Consider the following 22953-nt stretch of genomic DNA (forward strand, 5'->3'; position numbering starts at 1 on the left):
TGTCAAAACTCAGTCTTCTGTCCGATCTTCAATGTCTGCATCATCATCGTCGACACTAAGGTCGACAGGCGAGGCAGGCTGGATGGTGGACACTGCGTGCTTGTAGGCAAGCTGCACAGCGCCATCGCGTTCGAGCAACATGCAGAACAGATCGTAGGCAGCGATCCGTCCTTGCAACATTACCCCGTTCACGAGGAACATGGTAACCTGCACTTCGGCTTCGGCCACGCGGCTAAGGAAAATATCCTGCAGCAGCTTTTGCCGCCGGTTGCCGCTCTGGCTACCGAATTGCGCCGGGTCGAGCGATTGTCCGGGCATGATCGTGCTGATCGCGTGCTTGTAGACGAGCTGCGACTGTCCGTCGCGGCGAAGCAGGATCGAGAAGTTGTCGAACCAGGTCACGATGCCTTGCAGCTTGACACCCTTGACCAGAAACATCGTCACCGGAATCTTGTGCTTACGCAGCAGGTTGAGAAAGGCATCCTGCAAATTGCCGCTTTGCCGGACTACGGTCGCGGGCGATGTGATATCTGCGGCATCGGCCTGCGTGGCTGCACGCGTGATCGGACGGGGGGAGAGCGTTCGCCCGCTGGGCATGGTCGTGGCTCCTGTTTCTTGGCGCACCGACGCGCGGTCCGCGTTTTGAATGGCTGCTGCGAAAAAGCGAAAGGCGACAGCTTAGTTCCCCCATAATGGCGATTGCGATCCGCGCCGACAAGGCATGTTTTCGCATTCACGCACCATGGGGACGCGGCGGCTATTCCTCTTCGTCGCGGCGGTCCCCCATCCCCAGAAGCTTGAGCTTGCGATGCAGTGCCGACCGTTCCATCCCGATGAAGCTCGCGGTTTTCGAAATGTTGCCCGAAAAGCGGCGGATCTGGATCGACAGATATTCGCGTTCGAAACTTACCCGCGCCTCGCGCAGCGGCACGCCCATGATCGCTGTCAGGCTGTCGCTGGCCAAGCCGATCTGCCCTCCGATGATTTCGGGCGGAAGCATGTCCGGCTCGACCACCCCGAGCCGGTCGCGCGGGGTCATGATGATCGTGCGTTCGACGACATTGCGCAGCTGGCGAACATTGCCCGGCCAGTCGTATGCCTGAAGAGCAGCCATCGCCTCGGCCGAAATTTCCGGCGGCGCGAGGCCCTGATCGGTCGAATAGCGCGTGAAGAAATGTTCGGCCAGCGCAGGCACATCCTCGCGTCGTTGCGACAGCGCGGGCAAGACCACCGGCACCACGTTGAGCCGGTAGAACAGATCCTCGCGAAAACGTTTCTCGGCCATCTCGACCGTTAGGTCGCGGGTCGTGGATGACACCACGCGCACATCCACGCCGATCTGCCGTGTTCCTCCAACCCGAACGAAGCTTTGGTCGGTCAGAACGCGCAAGATGCGTGCCTGCGTCGAGAGCGGCATGTCCGCGATCTCATCAAGGTAAAGTGTTCCGCCGTCAGCCATTTCCAGCAGCCCGGGGCGCACCTGCTTGCCGTTGGCTTCTTCGCCGAACAATTCCTGTTCGAACCGTTCGGGCGTGATGCGTGCCGAGTTGACCAGCACGAACGCGCCATTGGCCCGCCCGCTCCAGGCATGCAGCAACCGCGCCGCAACTTCCTTGCCCGCACCGGCAGGGCCCGAGATCAGCACACGGCTGCCGGTGCTCGCAACCCGCTTCAAGGTCGCGCGCACGGCGTTGATCGCGGGCGAATTGCCGGTGAATTCGGCATTCCCCCAGCTCCCCTCGCGCAGCCGCGAATTCTCCCGCCTCAGACGCTCGGTCTCGGTCGCGCGTTCGACGAGCAGCAGCAGGCGCTCCGCCTCGAAGGGCTTTTCGATGAAATCCATCGCCCCGCGGCCAACCGCAGCCACAGCCGTGTCGATGTTGCCGTGGCCGGAGAAAATGATCACCGGAAGGTTGGGCTCGCGTGTCTTGATGGCGTCGAGCAGCTCCAGCCCGTCCATCTGGCTCCCGTGCAACCAGACATCGAGGAGCACCAATGACGGACGCCGTTCGTCGATCGCTGCCAGCGCCTCGGTGCTGTCGGCCGCCGTGCGGCAGGCATAGCCTTCATCGCCCAGCACGCCCGCCACCAACTCGCGGATATCGCGTTCATCATCGACGATGAGGATTTCGAGAGCCATCAGGCAAGTCCTTCACACAAAAACGAAAGATCTGGATCGAACGATATCACGCGGGCCCGCCTTCGACCGGAGCCGGATTGCGCGCGAACCGCAAGGTAACGCGCGTCCCGCCGCCGGGTGTGCCAGCGAAACTCATGTCGCCGCCATGTTCGTCGACGATCTTGTTGACGATAGCGAGCCCCAGCCCGGTGCCTTTTTCGCGGGTCGTGACGTAGGGTTGGGTCAAGCGTTCGGGGTTGGCAGGCAAGCCGATCCCGTTGTCGTCGATCGTGACGACGATGCTCTCGCCCGCATCGCGCATCGCAACCGCGATCTGGCCTGCAAAGCCGGCTTCACCGGTCGCGCGTGCCTCGACCGCCTCGACCGCGTTCTTGAGCACGTTGGTCATCGCCTGACCGAACTGATGGCGGTCGCAGCGGATTTCGCGGTCGACAAGCTCCGACGACGCGACACTGAATGCGATCCCGGCGTGCGCGACTTCCTGGAGAAATACCGCCTGCCGCACCAGATCGAGCGCATCTTCATCGCGAAACACGGGCGTGGGCAGGCGTGCGAAGGATGAAAATTCATCGACCATCGTGCGCAAGCCCCCGACCTGACGCACGATCGTGCTGGTCAGCTCGTCGAACAGCTCACGGTCCTCATCGGTCACTTGCTTGCGATAGCGACGCTTCAATCGTTCGGTCGCCAGCTGGATCGGGGTCAAGGGGTTCTTGATTTCATGCGCGATCCGGCGCGCGACATCGGACCATGCGGCCTGTCGCTGGTCGAGGAGCTGGCGGGTGATATCCTCGAATGTGATCACATGCCCGCCGCCGCTGCCCGGCGCGATCTTGACCGCGAGCGTCAGCAATTCGGTGCCCTTCGCATGGGTCACGATTCCGCGCTCCTTACCCTCGCCAAGAATGCGGGCAAGTTCGGGAGCCAGCGTGTGAAGCGACTGGCCAGTCAACGCTCCCGGCAATCCCTCATGCGCGAGCATCGCCTGCGCCGAAGAATTCACGAGCGTCACCTGCGCTTGTGGATCGACCGAAACGACGCCTGCTGTCACGCTTTCGAGAACAGCCTCGGTAAATGCGCGGCGATCATCGATCTGGCGGTTGGCGCTGACCAGCGCCTGCGTCTGCTTGTCAAGCTGCGCGGTCATGCGGTTGAATGCGCGGTTGAGCAACCCGATCTCGTCCGCGCCGGTCCGCCCCTCCAGACGCAGCGCGAAATTGCCCTGCCCCACCTTGCGCGCCGCCGCGACCAGATTGGTCAAGGGCTCGACCTGCCGGTCGGCGAACCGCAAGGCGAACCAGATCGCAAGACCCACCAACAGCAGGCTTACCGCGACCAGCGCAATATTGAAGCGCAGCTGCAAGGTCCGCGCGCTGCCGGTCAAACGATCATAGGCGGTGACGATCGACTGCGCGCGCGACCACGAATTGAACATCGTTTCTTCGGTGGTGCGCGCATTGTAGAGATAGACGCCCGATTGCGCGTCGATCGGGACAAGCGCCTCGATTCGTTCCGGGCTGCCCACCACCACCGCCAATTCGCCGCGATCGAGCTTCGGCAGCGCGCTGCGGCTGAATTCCAGCGGACTGTTGCCCTTGGTGAGATTGAGCGTGGCGGCCGTGCGGAATGAACCATCATCCATCCGCTGCAACACCGCGCTTTCCGAAATTTCGCGGCCCTGCGCCTGATAGGCATAGAAATCGGGGAAATCGGGATCGGTGATCGGCACACGGGCAAGGATTGCGCGCATGTCGGTCGCCATGATGATCGAGTTCTGCTCGACGTTGCGCTGGTTGGCGTCGTAGTAATTCTGCGCGAGCGCATTCGCGTTCTGCATCAGTCCGCGCGACTCGTCCGAAAACCAGAAATCGACCCCGGTCTGGAACAGGAATGCGGCAAAACCTGCCACCAGCAGCGTGGGGAGCGCGGCCACCATCGAGAAGAAGAACACCAGGCGCACATGAAGCCGCGCGGTGCTGCCCGACGCGCGGCGCAATGCCAATCGTCGCCCCACGAGCACCAGCAGCGTCATTGCCGGCACCAGGATGGCCATCAGCAGGATCGAAACCCACATCGTCGGGAGCAGATCGTCAGGCGACCCCGAACCGCGGTAGGTCGACCATGTGGCACCGATCGCTGCCAGAAGCGCAAGGACGGCTACGCCTTCGAGCCACAGGAAGACATTGGCGCGCCGCGCTGCAACCATGAAACGCCGTAACCAGCGCGGCGGTTGCCGCGAGGTATGACGCAAGGTGCGGGTCGAGACATCGTCCATCGTTGCCGCTTTACAACAATGGTGTGGCACGAATGCAAGGACAATCCGACGCAAGCGGATTGTTGTGCGCCATCATGTGCGCGCGGCGCGCCGTTCAGCCCAGCGAAAAACGGTCGGGATCAAGCCCGAGTTCGCCGATCCGCTTGCGCAGGGTGTTGCGGTTGATCCCCAAAAGCTGTGCAGCACGCAGTTGGTTTCCGCCCGTACGGCCCAGAGCATGTTCGATCAAAGGCCGCTCGAAAGCGGCCAGCGCGCGGTGATAGAGCGCGCCCGCGGGCGGGTTTTCGGCAACAAGCCAACCGGCCAGTGCCGCGCCGAAACCGGTTTGACAGTCGCCTTGCCGCGATGTCGCCGGGGTCAGTTCGGCACCGATGATGTCGGACACGGTTTCGCCGTCGATCCGTTCCTCGCGCGCCATCAGAGCCAGGCGATAGACCACGTTGCGCAGTTCGCGCACATTGCCGCGCCAGTTTCTCGCTTCCAGCCGTTCGATGCCATCCGGCGTCAACACCCGCCGCGGCAGGCCGTCTTCGGCTGCGAGGCCGAGGAAGTGCGCTGCGAGCGCGCCAATGTCCTCGCGCCGATCACGCAACGGGGGCAGAATGATGGGGACGACATTGAGCCGGTAGAAAAGGTCCTCACGGAAGGAGCCGGCGGCGATCATCGGGGCAAGGTCGCGGTTGGTTGCGGCGATGATGCGAACGTTGACCGCAATTTCCTGCCGCCCGCCGACGCGCCGGATGCGCCCGGATTGCAGTGCCCGCAGCAGACGTGTCTGCGCTTCGGCGGGCATATCGCCGATTTCGTCGAGGAACAGCGTGCCGCCGTTGGCTTGTTCGAATTTGCCAATGGCTTGCGCAACGGCACCGGTGAACGCGCCTTTCTCGTGGCCGAACAATTCGCTTTCCACCAGATCCGCCGGGATCGCCGCGGTATTGACCGCGACGAACGGCCCGGTGCGGCGGTTGCCCAATTCGTGGATCGCTTCGGCGACGAGTTCCTTGCCGGTGCCACTCTCGCCGGTCACCAGCACGGTCAGGTCGTTGCGCAAGACCCGCGTGATCATCCGGTAGACACCCTGCATGGCCGGGCTGCGGCCTACCAGCGGCATCTTCTCGCTGTCACCGGGCAACGCGCTTACCGCATCGTCGGGCGATGGTGCGCGCACGCCTGCGGCCTGCCTCACGGCATGAACCAGTTCGTCCAAATCGAAGGGTTTCGGGAAATATTCGAAAGCCTCGCTCTCACTCGCGCGCACCGCGGTATCGAGCGTGTTCTGCGCCGAAAGGACGATGACCGGCATGTCGGGCGCCTGATCGCGCACCGCGTTGAGGCTGGCAAGACCATCCCCGTCCTCTAGCATCACGTCAGTCAGCATGACGGCAAATCGGCGCGCAGCAAGCTGCTTGTCGCGCGCGGCGATGCTGGTGCAGTGCGCGATGGCGAACCCCTCGTCTTCGAGCGCAGCAACGATTACCGTCGCGATCGCGGTATCGTCTTCGACCAGCAGGATCGCATCATTGGTTTGGGGCATGGATCAGGTCGCGTCCGAAGCTTGAGGCAGATGCAGGCGGAAATGCGTAAGGCCGCTGCGCGTATCGCGGTCATGGCTGACATTGCCGTTCATGTCGCGCACCAGCTTGCGCACCAGTGACAGGCCCAGCCCCTGCCCCGACGGCTTGGAGGAAACAAACGGTTCGAACACATGATCGCGCAAGGCCGGGTCGATCCCCGGACCATTGTCGGACACCGTGATCTCGATCGGCAAAGGCACCGCGCGGCCATTGCGGATTGCGCTGAAGGCAAGACCACTGACAAACCGGGTCTGGACAGTCACACACGGCACCGCGCCGTCCGGCCGATCACCGCGCAGCGCGGCATCACGCGCGTTGGACACCAGGTTGATAAGAACCTGCTCCAAGGCATCGCGATTGGCGAGCACGGGCGGAAGCGAGGGATCGAATTCCTCTCGAATGTCGATTTCGCCAAACGTGCTGCCAGCCGCGCGCATGGTCGCCACGGCAGCGCGGATCGCTTCGTGCAGGTTACAAGGATCGACCGACGCGGTGCGGGTGCTGCCCAATTGCTGCATCCGGTCGATCAGGCGCGCGATGCGGTCGACCTCGTCGGTTATCATCCGTGCCAGCTTGCGGTCGGCATGCGGCAACTTGCGCTCGGCCAGTTGCCCCGCTCCGCGGATTGCGGCGAGCGGGTTCTTGATCTCGTGTGCGAGCACCGCCGGCGCGCCGAGCATGGCATCGGCGCCAGAGGGATTGTTGCTATCGTCATGGCCGATCTGTGACAATGTCACCACGCGCCATCCCGGAAATCCGCCAAGCGGCGAGGCGGTCAGATTGACCCGTATCTCCTGCCCTGCGGCCTGGATCGCCAGATCGCGCGCCACCAATGCCTCGTCGCCCGAAAGGCGCGCCTCGACCCGCGGATCGAGCGGTCCGATCCGCTCTGCCAGACGCGTTCCCACAAGGCGGCTGGCGCTGGTGCCAAGCAGGGCTTCGGCGGCATGGTTGACTTCGGCGATGACACCATCGCCATCGATCAGAACAAGTGCAAAAATCAGTCCGGAAATCTGCGCGCGCGCATCGGGCCGCGATGCGGATTGCACGGGCTCCGAAGCGCTTGCCATGCGTCAGGCGGCCTGTTGCAGCACGAAGGGCGTATAGAACCGCTCGATCTCGCCAAGCACCTGGTCAGCGTCATCGATGAAATTGGCCATGTTGCGAAACTCGGCCGAGCCGTGCAGCCCCTTGGTGTACCAGCCCAGATGCTTGCGCGCCATCTTCACGCCGGTTTCGCGGCCATAGTGGTCGAGCATCCGCCTGTAATGTTCGACCACCAGCGCATATTGTTCGTCGATACCAGGCGCTGCGCGATCCTCGCCCGTGCGCCACCAGTGCATCACCTGCCCCAGCAGCCACGGCCTGCCATAGGCGCCGCGGCCGATCATCAGGCCATCCGCGCCCGATTGCGCCATCGCCTTGCTGGCATCATCGACCGAGCAAATGTCGCCGTTGACGATTACCGGAATCTTCACCGCATCCTTGACCCGGCGCACGAAGGCCCAGTCGGCGCTGCCCTTGTACATCTGGTTGCGCGTGCGACCGTGAACCGTGATCATTTGCACGCCGATATCCTCGGCCATCCGGGCAAGTTCGGGCGCGTTCAGGCTGTCATGGTCCCAGCCCATGCGCATCTTGACTGTCACCGGCACCTTCACCGCCTTGACGGTCGCTTCCATCAGCCGCACCGCGAGCGGAACCTCGCGCATCAGGGCCGAGCCTGCCATCTGGCCCACGACCTTGCGCACCGGGCAGCCGAAATTGATATCGATGATCGCGGCGCCGTTGCCCTCCTGAAGCTTGGCAGCCTCGGCCATGCTGACCGGGTCGCAGCCGACAAGCTGCATCGACACCGGTTCCTCGATCTTGTCCCACGCGGTCTTCTGGAGCGACTGGCGGGTTTCGCGGATCGCAGCTTCGGTCGCGACCATTTCGGTCACGTTGAGGCCCGATCCATAGCGGCGCACAAGCGTGCGAAACGGCATGTCGGTGACACCCGTCATCGGCGCGAGGACGACGGGATCAGCGACGACCACGGGACCGATCGCGATCGGCTTCAAGGGCGGCGGAGGAGGGAGCGAGGTCATGGAGAATAATGCCTAAAATTTGGGCATGCGCTTAGTGGATTGCCGAAAGCCCGTCCAGACCTTAAGCGATCGCCCCGATGGAACCGTGCCCTCTCCCCTCCGGCTTTGCCGCAATCGTGGTTGCAGCGGGTAAAGGTCTTCGCGTCGGCGGCGACACTGCCAAGCAATTTCGGGTTTGGCGCGGCAAGGCGCTTATCCGCCATTCGGTTGAGACACTTCGGGCCGCAGGCGCCGCGCCGCTGGTTGTGGTCGTGGCCGCGGATGCGCGCGGACATGCCGAGACAGCCTTGAAGGGAATTGACGGGCTGGCCTTCGTCACCGGCGGGGCGACCCGGCAGGAATCGGTTCGCGCCGGTCTCGAGGCAATGGCTGACGCCGCGCCCCCTATCGTGCTGATCCATGACGCGGCACGTCCCGATCTGCCGCAAGATGTGCTCGCGCGGCTGCTCGATGCCCTTGGGGAGCATGACGGTGCGATTCCTGTCTTGCCGGTGGTCGACAGTCTTGCCGTTGCCGGAACAGGCAATGTCATGACCGGCAAGGCGGACCGCAACACGTTGCGCCGCGTGCAGACCCCGCAGGCATTTCGTTACGCCGCCATTCTTGCAGCCCACCGCGATTGGCACGGCGCTGACGATGCAGGCGACGATGCGCAGGTGCTGCTCGCCAGCGAAGGTTCAGTCGCGCTGGTCGATGGCGATGAACGCCTGAAGAAAATCACTTTTGCCGAGGATTTCATGGATCAGCCCGCCCTCCCCGCTTTCCGCATCGGTCAGGGTTATGATGTCCACCGGCTCGAAGCCGGCGAGGAACTGTGGCTGGGCGGTGTTCTCATCCCGCACGACATGGGGCTTTCCGGGCACTCGGATGCCGACGTGGCGCTGCATGCAATCACTGACGCGGTCTTGGGCGCAGTGGGCGAAGGCGATATCGGGACGCATTTCCCGCCAAGCGACCCGCAATGGCGCGGCGCGCGTTCCGGCCGGTTCCTCGAACATGCAGTCGGTCTTGCCCGCAAGGCCGGTTATGCCATCGCCAATATCGATCTTACCCTGATCTGCGAGGCGCCCAAGATCGGGCCGCACCGCCCGGCAATGCGCACCGAGGTTGCGCGCTTGATGGGACTGGACGAAACTGCGGTCAGCATCAAGGCGACCACCACCGAAAGGCTCGGCTTTACGGGCCGCGGCGAAGGTATCGCTGCACAAGCCATCGTTCTCGTCTCCCGCATTGCCTGAGGAACTTATGCCATGATCTCTCCCCGTATCATTGCCCCTGCCCTCGCCGCCGTCGCCATGCTGACGGCGCAAACCGCACAGGCGCAGCAGGCGGCCTGCATCGATGCGCGCGATGTTTCAGATGCGGTGATCTATGCGATGCCCATCGCCTATGACGCGGCGCGCACGGCCTGCGCCAACCGTCTGTCGCAGGATGGTTTCATCGCCCGGCGCGGGGAAAGCTTCATTGCGAACTACCGCAGCGGCCAGGAAAAGGCCTGGCCCGGCGCATATCGGTTCCTCAAGACCTACATGGCCACCAGCGACGGGCCGGCCGGCAGCGAAGGCGGCGATGCCATGGCCGCGCTGTCGGGACTTCCGCCCGAAGCCCTGCGCCCGTTTGTCGATGCGCTGGCAGGCCAGATGATCGCAGGCGAGATCAAGGGCGAAAGCTGCGGCCGGATCGAACGCGGTCTTGAGCTCGTCAGTCCGCTGCCCGCGGAGAATGTCGGCGGCCTTGCTGCTTTCATCTTCGAACTTGCCGATGTCAAAGCCCCGTCCGTCTGCCCTGCGGCGGCATCCGCAACGAAACGCTGATCCACGCTACGATGGTCGATGCCCTGCTTCCCCGTGATATTGCCGCACTCGCCGCACGCGTCGTGGCCGAAAATGCGGCGATCGGGCGCATGGTCACGACCGCGGAAAGCTGCACCGGGGGGCTGGTTGCCGGCGCGCTGACCGACATTGCGGGATCGTCTGCCGTTCTGGAACGTGGGTTCGTCACATACTCCAACGACGCCAAGATCGAGATGCTCGGCGTTCCGCGCGATATCATCGACACGTTCGGCGCGGTGTCGATCGCCTGTGCATGGGCAATGGCCAAAGGCGCGCTCGATCGCTCGCGCGCGGATGTCGCGGTGGCAATCAGCGGGGTTGCAGGTCCCGGCGGTGGTTCGCTGCACAAACCGGTGGGCACAGTCGTGTTCGCCCGGATCGTGCGCGGGGAAACTGGCGAACCCGAAGGCGAGCTCAAATTCTTCGATGGCGGCGATGGCCCCGGCGGACGCGCGGAAATCCGGCGTCAGGCGACGCTGTGCGCGCTCGAGCTATTGCTGCCATAAAGCTGCGCGGCGCGTTTTTCGAAGGCTTCGACCATCTTGCGGAACGCCTTGTCGAAATATTGTCCTGCGATCTTTTCAAACAATCGGTTCTTGAAGGTAAAATCGACAAGGAAGTCGATTTCGCAGGTGCGTTCGTCAATCGCGCGAAAGGTCCACACGTTCTCGAGGTCGCTGAGCGGTCCGTCGACGTAATGCACCGCGATTTCGCGCGGACGGTCCTTGGTAACCCGCGAGGTGAAGCTTTCGCGGATTGCCTTGAACCCGACAACCATGTCAGCCACCATTTCGGTTTCGCTGTTCGACCGCACCCGAGTGGCGATGACCCACGGCAGGAATTCGCCATAACGCGCAACATCGGCGACCAGATCGAACATCTGCTCGGCGCTGTACGGCAGGCGGCGGGTTTCGCGGATGCCCGGCATCAGACCCGCGCGCGCTCCCGCGTGAGCTTTTCCTCACGCGCTGCGCGCATCCTCGCAAAATCATCGCCAGCATGGTAGCTCGAGCGCGTGAGCGGCGAGGAAGCGACTTGCAGGAAGCCCTTGGCCCGGGCGATCGCGCCATATGCGGCAAAAGCCTTGGGCGTCACGAATTCCTCGACCTTGGCGTGCTTGGGCGTGGGCTGAAGATATTGCCCCATGGTTATGAAATCGACCTCGGCCGAGCGCATGTCATCCATGACCTGGTGCACTTCCAGCCGCTGCTCGCCTAGGCCGAGCATGATCCCTGACTTGGTGAAGATCAGCGGATTGTGCGCCTTCACCTCTTCGAGCAAGCGCAGCGACGCGTAATAGCGCGCGCCCGGACGGATCGTGGGATAAAGCCGGGGGACGGTCTCGAGGTTGTGGTTGTAGACGTCCGGCCCTGCCGCGCAGATCATTTCGACCGCGCGGCGCATCTTGCCGCGGAAATCCGGGGTCAGGATCTCGATCGTGGTGTCCGGCGTGGTGCGCCGCAGCGCTTCGATCACCTTGACGAATTGCGAGGCGCCGCCATCGGGCAGGTCATCGCGGTCGACCGAGGTGATGACGATGTGTTCAAGGCCCATCTTGGCGGCCGCGATAGCGGTGTTCTCCGGCTCGAACGGATCGACCGCACGCGGCATGCCGGTCTTGACGTTGCAGAAGGCACAGGCGCGCGTGCAGACATCGCCGAGGATCATCACGGTCGCGTGCTTCTTGGTCCAGCACTCTCCGATATTCGGGCACGCCGCCTCTTCGCACACGGTGTTGAGATTGAGTTCGCGCATCAACCGCCGCGTTTCGTTGTAACCCTCACTGACCGGCGCGCGAACACGGATCCAGTCGGGCTTGCGCTGACGGGCGGGCCGGTCTGCCGACGGGGGCGGCTGCGGAGTGCTGGCGAGGTCGTTCATGTGCGCCATCTAGTCGTGCAAGGCCGCTCTCGCAAGCGCAGGAGCCGTTGCAATTTGTGCGCAGGCCCTGACAAAAAAGAGCGCCGGTGCGGTTGGCCCGCCCGGCGCTCCTCTTGCATTTGCAGATCGACGGCGATCAGTTGGTGGTTGCGCCGCCGGCCATACCGGCCTTTGCCTGCTGCTTGGCGTAGGTGCTCCACAGCATCGCCACCGGCGCGCGCGAACCCTGCACCTTGGCAAAGGTAGCAAGCGCCATGTCGGTGTTGCCCGAACCGATCTGCGCGATGCCCAGACGGGTCAGCGCAAGATCGCGGTCGACATCGGGCAGCGTCAGGCTCTTCTCGTAGAACCCTGCCGCCTTGGCGTATTCGCCATAGCTCAGGAAGGTGTCGCCAGCGGCGATGATCGTGCGAAGCTTGGCAGCCCCGGCATTGGCATCGCGTTCGAGCGTCGGCAGGGCGGCACGGTCCTGCGCGATCAGGCCCGCTGCTGCCTTGGCCTGTTCATCGACCCAGCTGTCGCTGCCCTTGGCGATCACGCCCGAGGCATTGGCCTCGTCGATCACAGCCTTGACTTCGAACGGCAGACGGCGCGGATCGGCGGACTCGATATAGAAGATATAGTCGTTCTTCTCCTTGAGCGCGCCGACCTTCTTGCCCAGACGCAGGAGGTCAAGCAGAACTGCGCCATCGTAATCGTTGAGATTGCGGGTCAGGTTGATCGCATCGCGCCAGTTTTCGGTGGTGGGGAAATCCACCACCCAGTTCTGCACCAGACCATAGATCTGGGGCACCATTTCGTTTCTGTAGGCAATCGAAATGCCACGGCCGTAGAGTTTGGCACCGACCGGCTTGCCTTCAGCCCTGAGGCTGTCGATCAGATCGGTCAGATACTTGATGCCTTCGGCATTGCGGCCTTCGGCAAAGTACAGTTCTGCCAGACTAAGCTGCAGATCCTGCACCGATGCGGTCGGGGTGCTGTAGTTCAGGTTGATCGCGTTCTGCAGATAGGTGCGCGCCTTGTCATACTGCTTCAGTTCGTTGGCGACCTGGGACGCGACGACATTGAAGCGGCCCGCGTTTTCAGGGGCAACCTTGCCGCTGGCCAGCATCATCTCCGCGCCCTGCAACTGCAGCGGATAATCCTTGGACGTAATCCCGAGATTGTAGATCATCCCGCCAAGCGCCTGCTTGTCATCGGGCGTTGCCGCCAGCGGTACCAGCGCCATAACCTGCGGCTTGAGTGCAGCGTAATCGGGCGACGGCGCCTTGAGCGCAGTTTCGACGCCCTGATAGGCCTTCACGAAAGCAGGCGTGAATTTCGCCTTGGCTTCCGCCGGCTCATCCTTCTTCTTTTTCTGGGCAAGGGCTGCTCCGGTGAAGCCGGGCACGGCGAGCACGGCGGTGCCGGTGGCAAGCGCCACAGCAAGCGCGAACTGGCGGCCAAGGCCGGCCTGACGACGGGGCGAAGACAAATTGGTCACTGCGTTCTCCACATTTATGGCCGTCTGCGCGCCAATCGCGGCGCGCGCACTGCCCGAAAACCGCCCTTGCCTTTGAACGGCCCGGACGGGATTTGCAAATTGTCCCTAGGTGTGGCCGGGTGAACGGTCTTTGAATGCACACCTGGCGCAATAGACAGGTTGGCAATGTCCGAGGTGTGGAAAAATGCGCTTCGTTCGCCGTGTGTTCCATGCACACGGTGGCACAATGCCGGCCAAGCGCCTATCTAGATCGCGATATGCTGGCCTGACTATGGCCGGCCCGCCGCATCCGGCACCCGAACACAAGCAGAAACGGCCCTTATCTTGAGCGACGACAGCGACATCATCGATTCCCCCGCAAGCCCGGCAGCTGGCTTCGACCGCATCGACATCGTCGACGAGATGAAGTCGAGCTACCTCGACTACGCTATGAGCGTGATCGTCAGCCGCGCGCTGCCCGATGTGCGCGACGGATTGAAGCCCGTGCACCGCCGCATCCTGTTCGCCAGCCAGGAAGGCGGCTTTGTCGCCGGGCGCCCTTACCGCAAATCGGCCAAGATCGTCGGCGACGTGATGGGCAACTATCACCCCCACGGCGACAGCGCGATCTATGATGCGCTCGCCCGCATGACCCAGCCGTGGTCGATGCGCGTGCCGCTGATCGATGGTCAAGGCAACTTCGGCTCGATGGACCCCGATCCGCCGGCGTCGATGCGTTATACCGAAGCGCGCCTTGCGCGGGTGGCCAATGCGCTGCTCGACGATCTCGACAAGGATACGGTCGACTTTACCGAAAACTACGATGGCTCCCGCAAGGAGCCGACGGTGCTGCCGGCGCGGTTCCCCAACCTGCTGGTCAACGGCGCAGGCGGGATCGCGGTCGGCATGGCCACCAACGTCCCGCCGCACAACCTTGGCGAAGTCATCGACGCTTGTTTCGCCTTCATGGACAACCCCGCGATCACTTCGGAAGAACTGATCCAGTATGTCCCGGGCCCGGACTTTCCCACCGCCCCGTTGATCCTCGGCACGCACGGCGCGCGCCAAGCCTACACGACCGGGCGCGGCTCGATCCTGATGCGTTGCCGGCACGAGGTGGAATCGACCCGCGGCGCCAAGAGCGAGGGGCGCGAAAGCATCGTATTCACCTCGATCCCCTATCAGGTGGGCAAATCCAATCTGGTCGAGAAGATCGCCGAAGCCGCGAAGGAAAAGCGGATCGAGGGCATCAGCGACATCCGCGACGAATCCTCGCGCGAAGGCGTGCGTGTGGTCATCGATCTGAAGCGCGATGCGACACCCGAAGTCGTGCTCAACCAGATCTGGCGGCACACGCCCGCGCAATCGAGCTTCCCGGCCAACATGCTCGCGATCCGCGGCGGTCGGCCCGAGACGCTGCGGTTGCGCGATTTCATCCAGGCTTTCATCAGCTTCCGCGAGGAAGTGATCACCCGGCGCACCAAGTTCGAACTCGCCAAGGCGCGCGAACGGGCGCACATCTTGCTCGGCCTGGTCGTTGCGGTATCGAACCTCGACGAGATCGTGGCGATGATCCGTTCGGCCCGCAACCCGGCCGAGGCGCGCGCGAAGCTGCTCGCCAAGGAATGGCCGATCGGGGACATCGCGCAATATATCCGGCTGGTCGAGGCGATTGAACCCGATGCCGATCAGGAAGGCGGCACCTATCGCCTGTCCGAACGGCAGGTGAAGGCGATCCTCGAACTGCGCCTCCACCGCCTTACTGCACTGGGCCGCGACGAGATCGGTGACGAGCTCAAGGGACTGGCGATCGCGATCGAGGAATATCTTTCGATCCTCGGTGATCGCGTCAAGCTTTACGGCGTGATGCGCACCGAGCTTGAGGAAATCCGCGCCACTTACGCCACCCCGCGCCTGTCCGAAATCGCCCCCGCATGGGATGGGCTTGGCGATGAAGACCTGATCGAGCGCGAGGAGATGGTCGTCACCGTCACCCATGGCGGCTACATCAAGCGCACACCGCTGGCGACCTTCCGGGCGCAGGCACGCGGCGGCAAGGGCCGCAGCGGCATGGCCACCAAGGACGAGGATGCGGTGGTCGAACTGTTCGTCACCAGCACGCACAACCCCGTCCTGTTCTTCACCAACACCGGCCGGGTTTACCGCAAGAAGGTGTGGAAGCTGCCCGAGGGCGGCCCCCAGACCAAGGGCCGGCCGATGGTCAACCTGCTTCCGCTCGGCGAAGACGAGCGCGTCACCAACGTGCTGCCGCTGCCCGAGGACGAGGCGACCTGGGCCAACCTCAACATCGTGTTCGCAACGGAACAGGGCATGGTCCGACGCAATTCGATGGATGCCTTTGCCAATATCCCGACCGCGGGCAAATATGCGATGGGCTTCGTCGAAGGCTCGGGCGACCGCTTGGTCGGGGTGCAACTGCTCACCGAAGATCAGCAGATCTTCCTCGCCAGCGACAGCGGCAAGGCGATCCGCTTTGCCGCGACCGACGCGCGCGAAACCAAGAGCCGCACCGGGATCGGCGTGCGGGGCATGAGCCTCAAGAAAGGCGGCAAGGTCGTCAGCATGGCGGTGCTCGATCCGTTGTCGGCCAGCATGGAAACCCGCGAGGCCTATCTGCGCGCCGCAGCGTGGAAGAACAACGAGGCTGCGCCGACGCTCGGTGCAGAACAGGTCTCGGCGATGGCGGCAGGCGAGGAATTCATCCTCACCATCACCGCCAACGGCTATGGCAAGATTTCCTCGGCTTACGAATACCGCACCACGGCGCGCGGCGGTCAGGGGATTACCAATATCGGCACGCCCGACAGCAATCCTGAACGCAACGGGCCGGTGGTTGCCAGCTTCCCGGTGAAGCATGGCGCGCAGTTGATGCTGGTCACCGATCAGGCGAAACTGATCCGTCTCGGCATCGATTTCCGCCACCTGACGCCGGGCGGCTTTACCGAGCACAAGGGCTTCTCGATCTCGGGTCGCGGTTCGTCGGGCGTGCGGATCTTCGACGTGGCGAAGGGCGAACACATTGTCGGCGCGGCGTTGATCGACGACACGACCGAGCCGGAAAACCCCGCAGAAGAAGCGATTGCCGCCGAACTCGGCACAGCCGCGGACGACACGCCGGCAAGCTGACGCATTGCCTGCACGATGCGCGAACGGCCCGCTATCTGGCGGGCTGTTCGCCGCGCATGCACTGGACGATACCCGTGGCGATCATCAGCTGCCCGGCATAATACAGCGGCCAGATCAAGAGATCGGGCAGCGGTGCCAGATCGATTGCCCCCATCCGCGAGAAAAGCAGCCAGTCGCTGACCACGAACAATACCGCGCCCGTGCCGACGCGGTAACGCGGATAGTGGCTCATCCACGCGGTTCCGGCCATGACGCCAAGGAACGCTGCGTAAAACGCCACCTTGCCATCACCGCTCAGCAACCAGCTGATCAATGGCGTGCCGATCACCAAGGATGCGGCAATCACGTTCTGTACGGGCGAAGGGCGCTGGTGGCGATTGCGCATGTAAAGGGCCACCATCATCACATGTGCAGCGGCGAAGAACGCGCCGCCGGTGATGAAATCAAGCTCGATCGCGACATCGCCGCAGGCTGCCAGCGCCAAGGCTGCGGCGAGCAACAGGCCATCGCTCCGGTGCTTGCCCTGCGGCACGCGCACGGCGGCATAGACCGCAAGCAACCCTACCGCACCGCCTTTGGCTAACAGGCCCCACAGGCCCTCCCCCACCGGATTGTCGCGCAGGAAATAATAGGCGACCGATGCCGCGATGCTTGCCAGCAGCCATGGCCTTTGTTCGATCAATGCGCGCTGTGCCATGCCGGTCCTGTATCCTGTCGCTGCCCCTTGGGACTTGCGGCAGGGCTATCACGCAATTACCTGCCTCGCCATGACCGGACCTACCACTTCCCACGATGTTCACATAATCGGCGGCGGCCTTGCCGGGTGCGAGGCGGCTTGGCAGCTTGCGCAGGCTGGCGCGAAGGTGCGGCTGTCCGAAATGCGCGGATCGGGGGAGATGACCCCCGCGCACCAGACCGATGGGTTGGCCGAGCTGGTGTGCTCCAACTCCTTCCGCTCGGACGACGATACCAAGAACGCGGTAGGCCTGCTGCATTATGAAATGCGCGCGCTGGACAGTCTTGTCATGCGCGCAGGCAAAGCGGCAAGAGTGCCCGCGGGCAGCGCGATGGCGGTCGACCGCGATGTCTTTTCGGCCGAGGTCGAAAAGGCGCTGGGCCAGCATCCCAATATTACCATCGTGCGCGAGCGGGTCGATCACCTGCCCGACAGCGGCCTCACAATCGTCGCCACCGGGCCTTTGACCGCCGAAGCTTTGGCGGGCAGCATCGTGCAGGCAACCGGTTCCGATCGGCTTGCCTTCTTCGATGCCATCGCGCCGATCGTCCACCGCGATTCGATCGACATGAGTAAGGTCTGGATCCAGTCGCGCTGGAACAAGACCACCGAAGCCTCGAACGAAGGCGGCGATTACATCAATTGCCCGATGAACGAGGAGCAATACCGCGCCTTCCACAAGGGCCTGATGGAGGGCGAGAAGACCGAATTCAAGCAATGGGAAAAGGACACGCCCTATTTCGATGGCTGCATGCCGATCGAAGTAATGGCCGAGCGCGGCTGGGAAACGCTGCGCTATGGCCCGATGAAGGGCGTCGGGCTCGACAACCCGTTCGATACGACACCTGAATTCCCGCAAGGACGCTGGCCCTATGCCGTGGTGCAGCTTCGCCAGGACAACAAGCTGGGCACGCTGTGGAACATGGTCGGATTTCAGACCAAGCTTAAATATGCCGCGCAGATCGAACTGTTCCGCACGATACCGGGTCTGGAGAATGCGGAATTCGCGCGGCTGGGCGGATTGCACCGCAACACCTTCCTCAACTCGCCCGAAGTGCTCGACCGCCAGCTGCGCCTGAAAGCTGCCCCGCATATCCGCTTTGCCGGTCAGGTGACAGGCTGCGAAGGCTATGTCGAAAGCGCGGCGATCGGTCTGGTTGCGGGCCTGATGACTGCGGCGGAACTGGCCGGCCGCGCGTGGCAGCCGTTGCCCCCGACGACAGCGCTGGGCGCGCTGCTCAGTCACATCACGGGTGACGCGGAAGCCGCATCGTTTCAGCCGATGAATGTCAATTTCGGGCTTTTTCCGCCGTTGCACGATGTCGGCAAGAAGGTCCGCAAGGAGGCCTATACCACGCGGGCCAAGGCTGATTTGGGGCAATGGATCGCGGCCCACCGGACCCCCTTGCCCGCCTGAGCGCTCAACACTTGCAAGCGGGCTTGCGCGCAGCGGGTTTTGGCGCGGTTGCAGCAAACTCCCGGGTGGTCAGGCGGCCATCGGCATCCTTGTCTGCTGCACTGAACCGGTCGACGGTTGCAACGGCCCATTCCTCGAAAGTGAGAAGGTTGTTGCCGTCCTCGTCGAGCTTGCGAAACGCATCGGTGCGCGTCGAAAGCATTTCGTTGCGGGTGATCAAGCGGTCGCGGTTGCGATCGTAGCGGAAGAAACGCTGTTCCTCCTTGCTCAAGGCGCTCACCTCGGGCGGTGCGGGGCCGGTTTGCTGGCCCGGGTCTGCACTGGGCAGCGCCATCGGGTCGATCGCGGGCGGTGCGGCCACGGGCGGCGGAGCGGCGCTTTCCGTGGCCGCGCGCCCTTGCCACCAGAACATGCCGACGCCTGCCAGCATCAACCCGCCCAAAACCCCCAATACCGCCTGTCGCAAGGGTCTGCCCCCCTCTTGCTGGTTGCTGTGACCACGTAACTACACGTAATCATGCACCAAAGATAGCGGCCCTGTATGCGGTAAGCGATGCCCCCCTTCCGTCCATCAACGGTATCCCGCCGGCATCGAGCGATCGCGCTCCAAGCGCGCCGAGCACCGCCAGTCCGCGCCACTCGCCGCTCATTCGTCCGGTCCCGCGCCGCGCCGCGGCGCCGCTCGCGATCAACGCGCCCCGCTCTTCCGGACGGGAAACCGCCTGGCTCGCATCGGCCGCAGCCCAGCAATGCCCAGCCGCCAGAAGCCGGCGCACCAGCGGCGTCTCATCGGGATCCGGAACCAGCGCTGCGAAGAAGGCGCCCCGCCCCGCCCCGAACCGCGCTGCCTCGGCAGGGCCGAGGTCTTGGGCGGTCACGAACAGTTCCCATGCGTCCACCATCTGGATCAGCGCCTGTTCGCGCCCTTGCCAATGGCGACCGATTCCATCGAGCACAGCGTCACCGGTGGGGCGCTCGTCCCATGGCTTGTCCAGCGCCTCACGCCACCACGCCAGCCGCATCTGCCCCAGCATCGGCTCGGTGGTGCGCTGAACGATGCGTGCCAACCGCCGATCAAGCTGAAAGGCGACGGCGAGCGGTGCGCGCACGGCCACGCCGCTCCACGCAAGCGCAAGCGTGATCTCGGGGGGTAACGGTTCGGCAACAGCGGCGTTCACGCCAGCGCGCCTACCGGAGCCACTGGCCGATTGGCAAGCCTGGTGCCGGCAATCTCTTCCCCCTCACCGGCGATCCTCCCTGGGCTTAACGCAGCTTTTTGTTAACCATGCTCCTTTGCACTCCGCTTACCAGAGTAAATTATGGGCGAAGGATGCAACTGGAATGCCCGCCGGATCATGCGCGGGCGACAGGGAAGGGCATTGAGGCGATGGGGCGAGACAAGCAGATCACGAGATCGTTCATGCACAGGTTGCTGCACGATACGACCGCCAACACGCTCGCGCTGGCGGCAGCGTCTCTGGTCCCGCTGATGGCGATGGTGGGCGGCGGGATCGATGCCAGCCGCTATTACATGGCCGCAGCCCGGATGCAGGCTGCCTGCGATGCGGGGGCGCTGGCGGCGCGGCGGTCGATGACCGGCGTGACGATGAACGCCGATCAACGCCAGCAGGGCCTCAACTTCTTCGACCAAAATTTTCATGAAGGCATCTTCGGGGTAACCGGCCGCACGCGCAATTATACGGCCAACAGCGCCGGTGTCGTTACCGGGACGGCGAGCGGCACGCTGCCCAGCACGATCATGAACGCCTTCGGCTACACCCAATTTCCCCTGAGCGTGACGTGCAGCGCCGACCTCAACATTTCGAACACCGACATCATGTTCGTACTCGACGTGACCGGGTCGATGAACTGCCCTGACAACAACATCGCTGGCTGCACCAATGGCAACAACAACGAGGTCGAAGTATCGAATTCGCTGATCGTGGGCCTCAGGACTGCGGTTTTAAGTTTCTATGATTCTGTCGCCGCAACCGCATCCACTGCCTCGCGCGTACGGTATGGAATGATGCCCTATGCCAATACGGTGAATGTAGGCTTTGATATTCCCACCCAGTACATGGCGACGCAGCACAGCTACAATTCGCGTGTTCCGATTTATGAGTCAGATGGCGACTTTTGGTATTACCGCTACTGCCGCGTAACAACCGGTCAAGCGTCAAATTGCAACTATGAACCGCCATCCAATCGAAATGGTTGGGGCTCGGTCAATCTTGCCACGCTTTATGATGACAACCAGATTTCCATGCCGACCGGAACCGCCGGCGCGATGGAAACGATCACCTGGGCCGGCTGCATCGAAGAAGCTTCGACCGCGCGGACTGACGATTTCGATCCGCTTCCTTCCAATGCGCACGATCTCAACATCAACCTCGTGCCATCTACTGCGACCCAGCGTTGGAAGCCGCTGCTGAATCGCGCTTCGTGGCAGCGGTATGACAGCAACGGATACATAACGACCGCAAGCCGCAACTTGACCAGCGATGTTACAAGCTGGCGGATGGACCGGGCCGGGCTTAACCTGTGCGTCCCGCGCGCAAGGCGGCTCGCGGTTATGACCCGCGCAGACGTGCAGACCTATGTCAACGGGCTGGTTGCCAGAGGCGCGACCTACCACGATATCGGCATGCTCTGGGGCGCCCGCTACCTTTCGCCGCGCGGCATTTTTGCTGCAGAAAATACCACGGCACCCAACGGTCAGCCGATCGCGCGCCATATCGTGTTCATGACCGACGGCACGCTGGCCCCCAACCGCTCCGTCTATTCGCCGTACGGCCTGGAGCCGTGGGATCTGCGGGTGACGTCGGACGGAAGCCAGAGCCAGATGAACGATCGCCATGAAAAGCGCTTCCAGGCGGCCTGCGAAGCGGCGAAGAACGAAAACTACACCGTGTGGGTCGTTGCTTTCGGCACCGAGCTGACCGACAGCCTGCGCACCTGCGCTTCGCCCGACCGTGCTTTTGAAGCGGCCAACAATGCGGCGCTCAACCAGGCATTCCAGCGCATCGCATCGCAGATTGCAGCCCTGAGGTTGACCTCATGACCAAACGTAATGCGCACACATGCCGATTGTTGCGGCAGCTGCGGCGTGACACCAGTGGCGTCACGCTGGTCGAATTCGCCTTCGTCGGCCCGGTACTGATCCTGATGATCATGGGTCTGTTCGATATCGCCCATTCGCAATACACGCTTTCGGTCCTGCAAGGCTCGATGCAGAAGGCGGGCCGCGATCTCACTGTTGAAGGCGGCGCGGTCAACCAGACCACGATCGACACGTTCTTCAGCAATCAGGTCAAGGCCGTCATGCCCAACGGCGCGACGATCACGATCCAGAAGGAAGCGTTCTCCGACTTCAACGATGTCGGTCAGGCCGAGGATTTCACCGACACCAATGGTGATGGAATCTGCAACGCCAACGAGCCATATATTGATACGAACAACAACGGCAGCTGGAGCGCGAGCAAAGGGAGGACCGGGCTCGGCTCGGCACGCGATGCCGTGTTGTACACTGCCACTGTCAGCTATTCGCGCCTCTTCCCGATGCAAGGCCTCGCCGGCTTGCCCAGCACGGTCATTCTCAAAGCATCGTCCGTGCTGCGCAATCAGCCTTACGGTGTGCAGGCGGGCAAAGGCACGACCCGGAGGAATTGCCCGTGATGACGCGCTCGAAAATGCCTCGCGCGGCCCGGCCGCTCTATCGCCTGACCCGCCGACTTGGTGCCAATCGTTCCGGCCTCGCAATGGTCGAGTTTGCCTTTGCCGCACCGCTCGTGCTGGGCATGGGAATGCTCGGAACCGAGACCGCGTCGCTGGTGATTGCGCACCTTCAGGTCAGCCAGATCGCCATGCAGGTGGCCGACAATGCCTCGCGCGTGGGCACCGCGAACGAACTGTCGATCCAGCAAATCAATGACGGCGATATCAACGAGACTTTCGTCGGCGCCGAAAAGGTCGGTGCAGGAATCGGGATCTTCACCCATGGCCGGGTGATCCTTTCCAGCCTCCAGCGCAATTCGTCCGGCGGGCAATGGATCGCATGGCAGCGTTGTCGCGGCGCCAAGGTCTACAATTCCAGCTATGGGGTCGAAGGCAACGGGGCAACCGGCACGAGTTTCCCGGGAATGGGCGCAACCGGTAGAGTTATCACCGCTTCGGCCGGGACCGCAGTGATGTTCGTCGAGGTTGCCTACAACTTCCAGTCGATCACGCCGATGAACCTGTTCAACAATCAGCAGATCGTCTACACTGCGGCCTTCAACGTGCGTGACAATCGCTCGCTGACAGGCGGGCCTTCGAACAATGGCATCTTCGCCACCACGCCCGCCTCCCCCGTCGCCCGCTGCAACGTCTATTCGGCGAACCGCCCGGCCTGATCCGCCGG

General features: G+C 63.2%; 20 protein-coding genes. 8 read left to right on the forward strand and 12 right to left on the reverse strand.

The features are described from left to right. Window positions 1–9: 9 nt before the first annotated feature. The 6 genes from hfq to dusB form a co-directional block, all read right to left on the reverse strand. Window positions 10–597 carry an RNA chaperone Hfq gene (gene hfq / locus A9D12_RS12335; RefSeq protein ID WP_068352260.1) on the reverse strand — a complete coding sequence of 196 codons (588 nt, stop codon included), beginning with the start codon at window positions 595–597 and terminating at the stop codon, window positions 10–12. 160 nt (window positions 598–757) lie between these two features. Then, the gene (gene ntrX, locus A9D12_RS12340; RefSeq protein ID WP_068352265.1) at window positions 758–2140 is read right to left on the reverse strand and encodes a nitrogen assimilation response regulator NtrX; all 1383 of its coding nucleotides are present in this window, start codon (window positions 2138–2140) and stop codon (window positions 758–760) included. Window positions 2141–2186: 46 nt separating this feature from the next. Then, window positions 2187–4415, reverse strand: a complete 2229-nt coding sequence (locus tag A9D12_RS12345) for a sensor histidine kinase (protein ID WP_068352267.1) — start codon at window positions 4413–4415, stop codon at window positions 2187–2189. Between the two features lie 94 nt (window positions 4416–4509). Continuing rightward, the gene (locus tag A9D12_RS12350) at window positions 4510–5949 is read right to left on the reverse strand and encodes a sigma 54-interacting transcriptional regulator (RefSeq protein WP_068352269.1); all 1440 of its coding nucleotides are present in this window, start codon (window positions 5947–5949) and stop codon (window positions 4510–4512) included. Between the two features lie 3 nt (window positions 5950–5952). Beyond that, window positions 5953–7059, reverse strand: coding sequence for a two-component system sensor histidine kinase NtrB (locus A9D12_RS12355; protein ID WP_068352273.1), 1107 nt, complete (start codon window positions 7057–7059; stop codon window positions 5953–5955). A gap of 3 nt (window positions 7060–7062) precedes the next feature. Then, the gene (gene dusB / locus A9D12_RS12360) at window positions 7063–8079 is read right to left on the reverse strand and encodes a tRNA dihydrouridine synthase DusB (RefSeq protein WP_068352275.1); all 1017 of its coding nucleotides are present in this window, start codon (window positions 8077–8079) and stop codon (window positions 7063–7065) included. A 77-nt stretch (window positions 8080–8156) separates the two neighbouring features. Between dusB and A9D12_RS12365 the strand changes: the two genes are divergently transcribed. From A9D12_RS12365 to A9D12_RS12375, 3 genes are read left to right on the forward strand one after another with little or no spacing between them, the layout of a single operon-like run. Next, window positions 8157–9317 carry a bifunctional 2-C-methyl-D-erythritol 4-phosphate cytidylyltransferase/2-C-methyl-D-erythritol 2,4-cyclodiphosphate synthase gene (locus A9D12_RS12365; RefSeq protein WP_068352277.1) on the forward strand — a complete coding sequence of 387 codons (1161 nt, stop codon included), beginning with the start codon at window positions 8157–8159 and terminating at the stop codon, window positions 9315–9317. 12 nt (window positions 9318–9329) lie between these two features. Then, window positions 9330–9893 carry a hypothetical protein gene (locus tag A9D12_RS12370; protein ID WP_156522878.1) on the forward strand — a complete coding sequence of 188 codons (564 nt, stop codon included), beginning with the start codon at window positions 9330–9332 and terminating at the stop codon, window positions 9891–9893. An 11-nt stretch (window positions 9894–9904) separates the two neighbouring features. Beyond that, window positions 9905–10417 (forward strand): CinA family protein, encoded by a 513-nt coding sequence (locus A9D12_RS12375; protein ID WP_068352280.1) that lies wholly within the window; start codon window positions 9905–9907, stop codon window positions 10415–10417. Here the strand turns inward: A9D12_RS12375 and A9D12_RS12380 are convergent. The 3 genes from A9D12_RS12380 to A9D12_RS12390 all read right to left on the reverse strand — a co-directional run bounded on the left by A9D12_RS12380 (window position 10378) and on the right by A9D12_RS12390 (window position 13275). Then, a complete protein-coding gene (locus A9D12_RS12380; RefSeq protein WP_068352282.1) occupies window positions 10378–10839 on the reverse strand; it encodes a type II toxin-antitoxin system RatA family toxin in 462 nt (153 codons plus the stop codon). The genes A9D12_RS12375 and A9D12_RS12380 overlap by 40 nt on opposite strands. After that, a complete protein-coding gene (gene lipA / locus A9D12_RS12385; RefSeq protein ID WP_068354466.1) occupies window positions 10839–11792 on the reverse strand; it encodes a lipoyl synthase in 954 nt (317 codons plus the stop codon). Before lipA ends, A9D12_RS12380 begins: the two co-directional genes overlap by 1 nt. Before the next feature lie 136 nt (window positions 11793–11928). Continuing rightward, entirely contained in the window at window positions 11929–13275 is a 1347-nt protein-coding gene (locus A9D12_RS12390) for a hypothetical protein (RefSeq protein WP_068352285.1), read from the reverse strand. A 324-nt stretch (window positions 13276–13599) separates the two neighbouring features. On the opposite strand from A9D12_RS12390, the gene gyrA reads away from it, so the two are divergent. Next, entirely contained in the window at window positions 13600–16401 is a 2802-nt protein-coding gene (gyrA, locus tag A9D12_RS12395; RefSeq protein WP_068352287.1) for a DNA gyrase subunit A, read from the forward strand. Between the two features lie 31 nt (window positions 16402–16432). Here gyrA and A9D12_RS12400 read toward each other — a convergent pair whose 3' ends face one another. Next, on the reverse strand, window positions 16433–17098 hold the full coding sequence (locus tag A9D12_RS12400; RefSeq protein ID WP_068352290.1) for a lysoplasmalogenase family protein: 666 nt from the start codon (window positions 17096–17098) through the stop codon (window positions 16433–16435). Window positions 17099–17168: 70 nt separating this feature from the next. Here A9D12_RS12400 and trmFO point away from each other — a divergent pair, with 70 nt between their 5' ends. Next, window positions 17169–18554: a methylenetetrahydrofolate--tRNA-(uracil(54)-C(5))-methyltransferase (FADH(2)-oxidizing) TrmFO gene (gene trmFO / locus A9D12_RS12405; protein ID WP_068352292.1), complete on the forward strand. Its 1386-nt coding sequence runs from the start codon at window positions 17169–17171 to the stop codon at window positions 18552–18554. Window positions 18555–18558: 4 nt separating this feature from the next. Here the strand turns inward: trmFO and A9D12_RS12410 are convergent, their stop codons facing one another. Beyond that, complete coding sequence (locus A9D12_RS12410) at window positions 18559–19020, reverse strand: CREC-EF hand family protein (protein ID WP_068352293.1); 462 nt, start codon at window positions 19018–19020, stop codon at window positions 18559–18561. Window positions 19021–19069: 49 nt separating this feature from the next. Continuing rightward, a complete protein-coding gene (locus A9D12_RS12415; RefSeq protein WP_068352300.1) occupies window positions 19070–19732 on the reverse strand; it encodes a hypothetical protein in 663 nt (220 codons plus the stop codon). 152 nt (window positions 19733–19884) lie between these two features. On the opposite strand from A9D12_RS12415, the gene A9D12_RS12420 reads away from it, so the two are divergent. The 3 genes from A9D12_RS12420 to A9D12_RS12430 are packed head-to-tail and all read left to right on the forward strand — an operon-like array spanning window position 19885 to window position 22945. Continuing rightward, window positions 19885–21615: a pilus assembly protein TadG-related protein gene (locus A9D12_RS12420; RefSeq protein WP_068352302.1), complete on the forward strand. Its 1731-nt coding sequence runs from the start codon at window positions 19885–19887 to the stop codon at window positions 21613–21615. Then, window positions 21612–22229: a TadE/TadG family type IV pilus assembly protein gene (locus A9D12_RS12425; RefSeq protein WP_068352304.1), complete on the forward strand. Its 618-nt coding sequence runs from the start codon at window positions 21612–21614 to the stop codon at window positions 22227–22229. The genes A9D12_RS12420 and A9D12_RS12425 overlap by 4 nt, the downstream gene beginning before the upstream one ends. Beyond that, complete coding sequence (locus A9D12_RS12430) at window positions 22229–22945, forward strand: TadE/TadG family type IV pilus assembly protein (protein ID WP_068352305.1); 717 nt, start codon at window positions 22229–22231, stop codon at window positions 22943–22945. The genes A9D12_RS12425 and A9D12_RS12430 overlap by 1 nt, the downstream gene beginning before the upstream one ends. Window positions 22946–22953: the final 8 nt, after the last annotated feature.

The sequence above is a fragment of the Erythrobacter neustonensis genome (genome assembly GCF_001663175.1).
In the GTDB taxonomy this organism is placed as follows: Bacteria; Pseudomonadota; Alphaproteobacteria; order Sphingomonadales; family Sphingomonadaceae; genus Erythrobacter; species Erythrobacter neustonensis.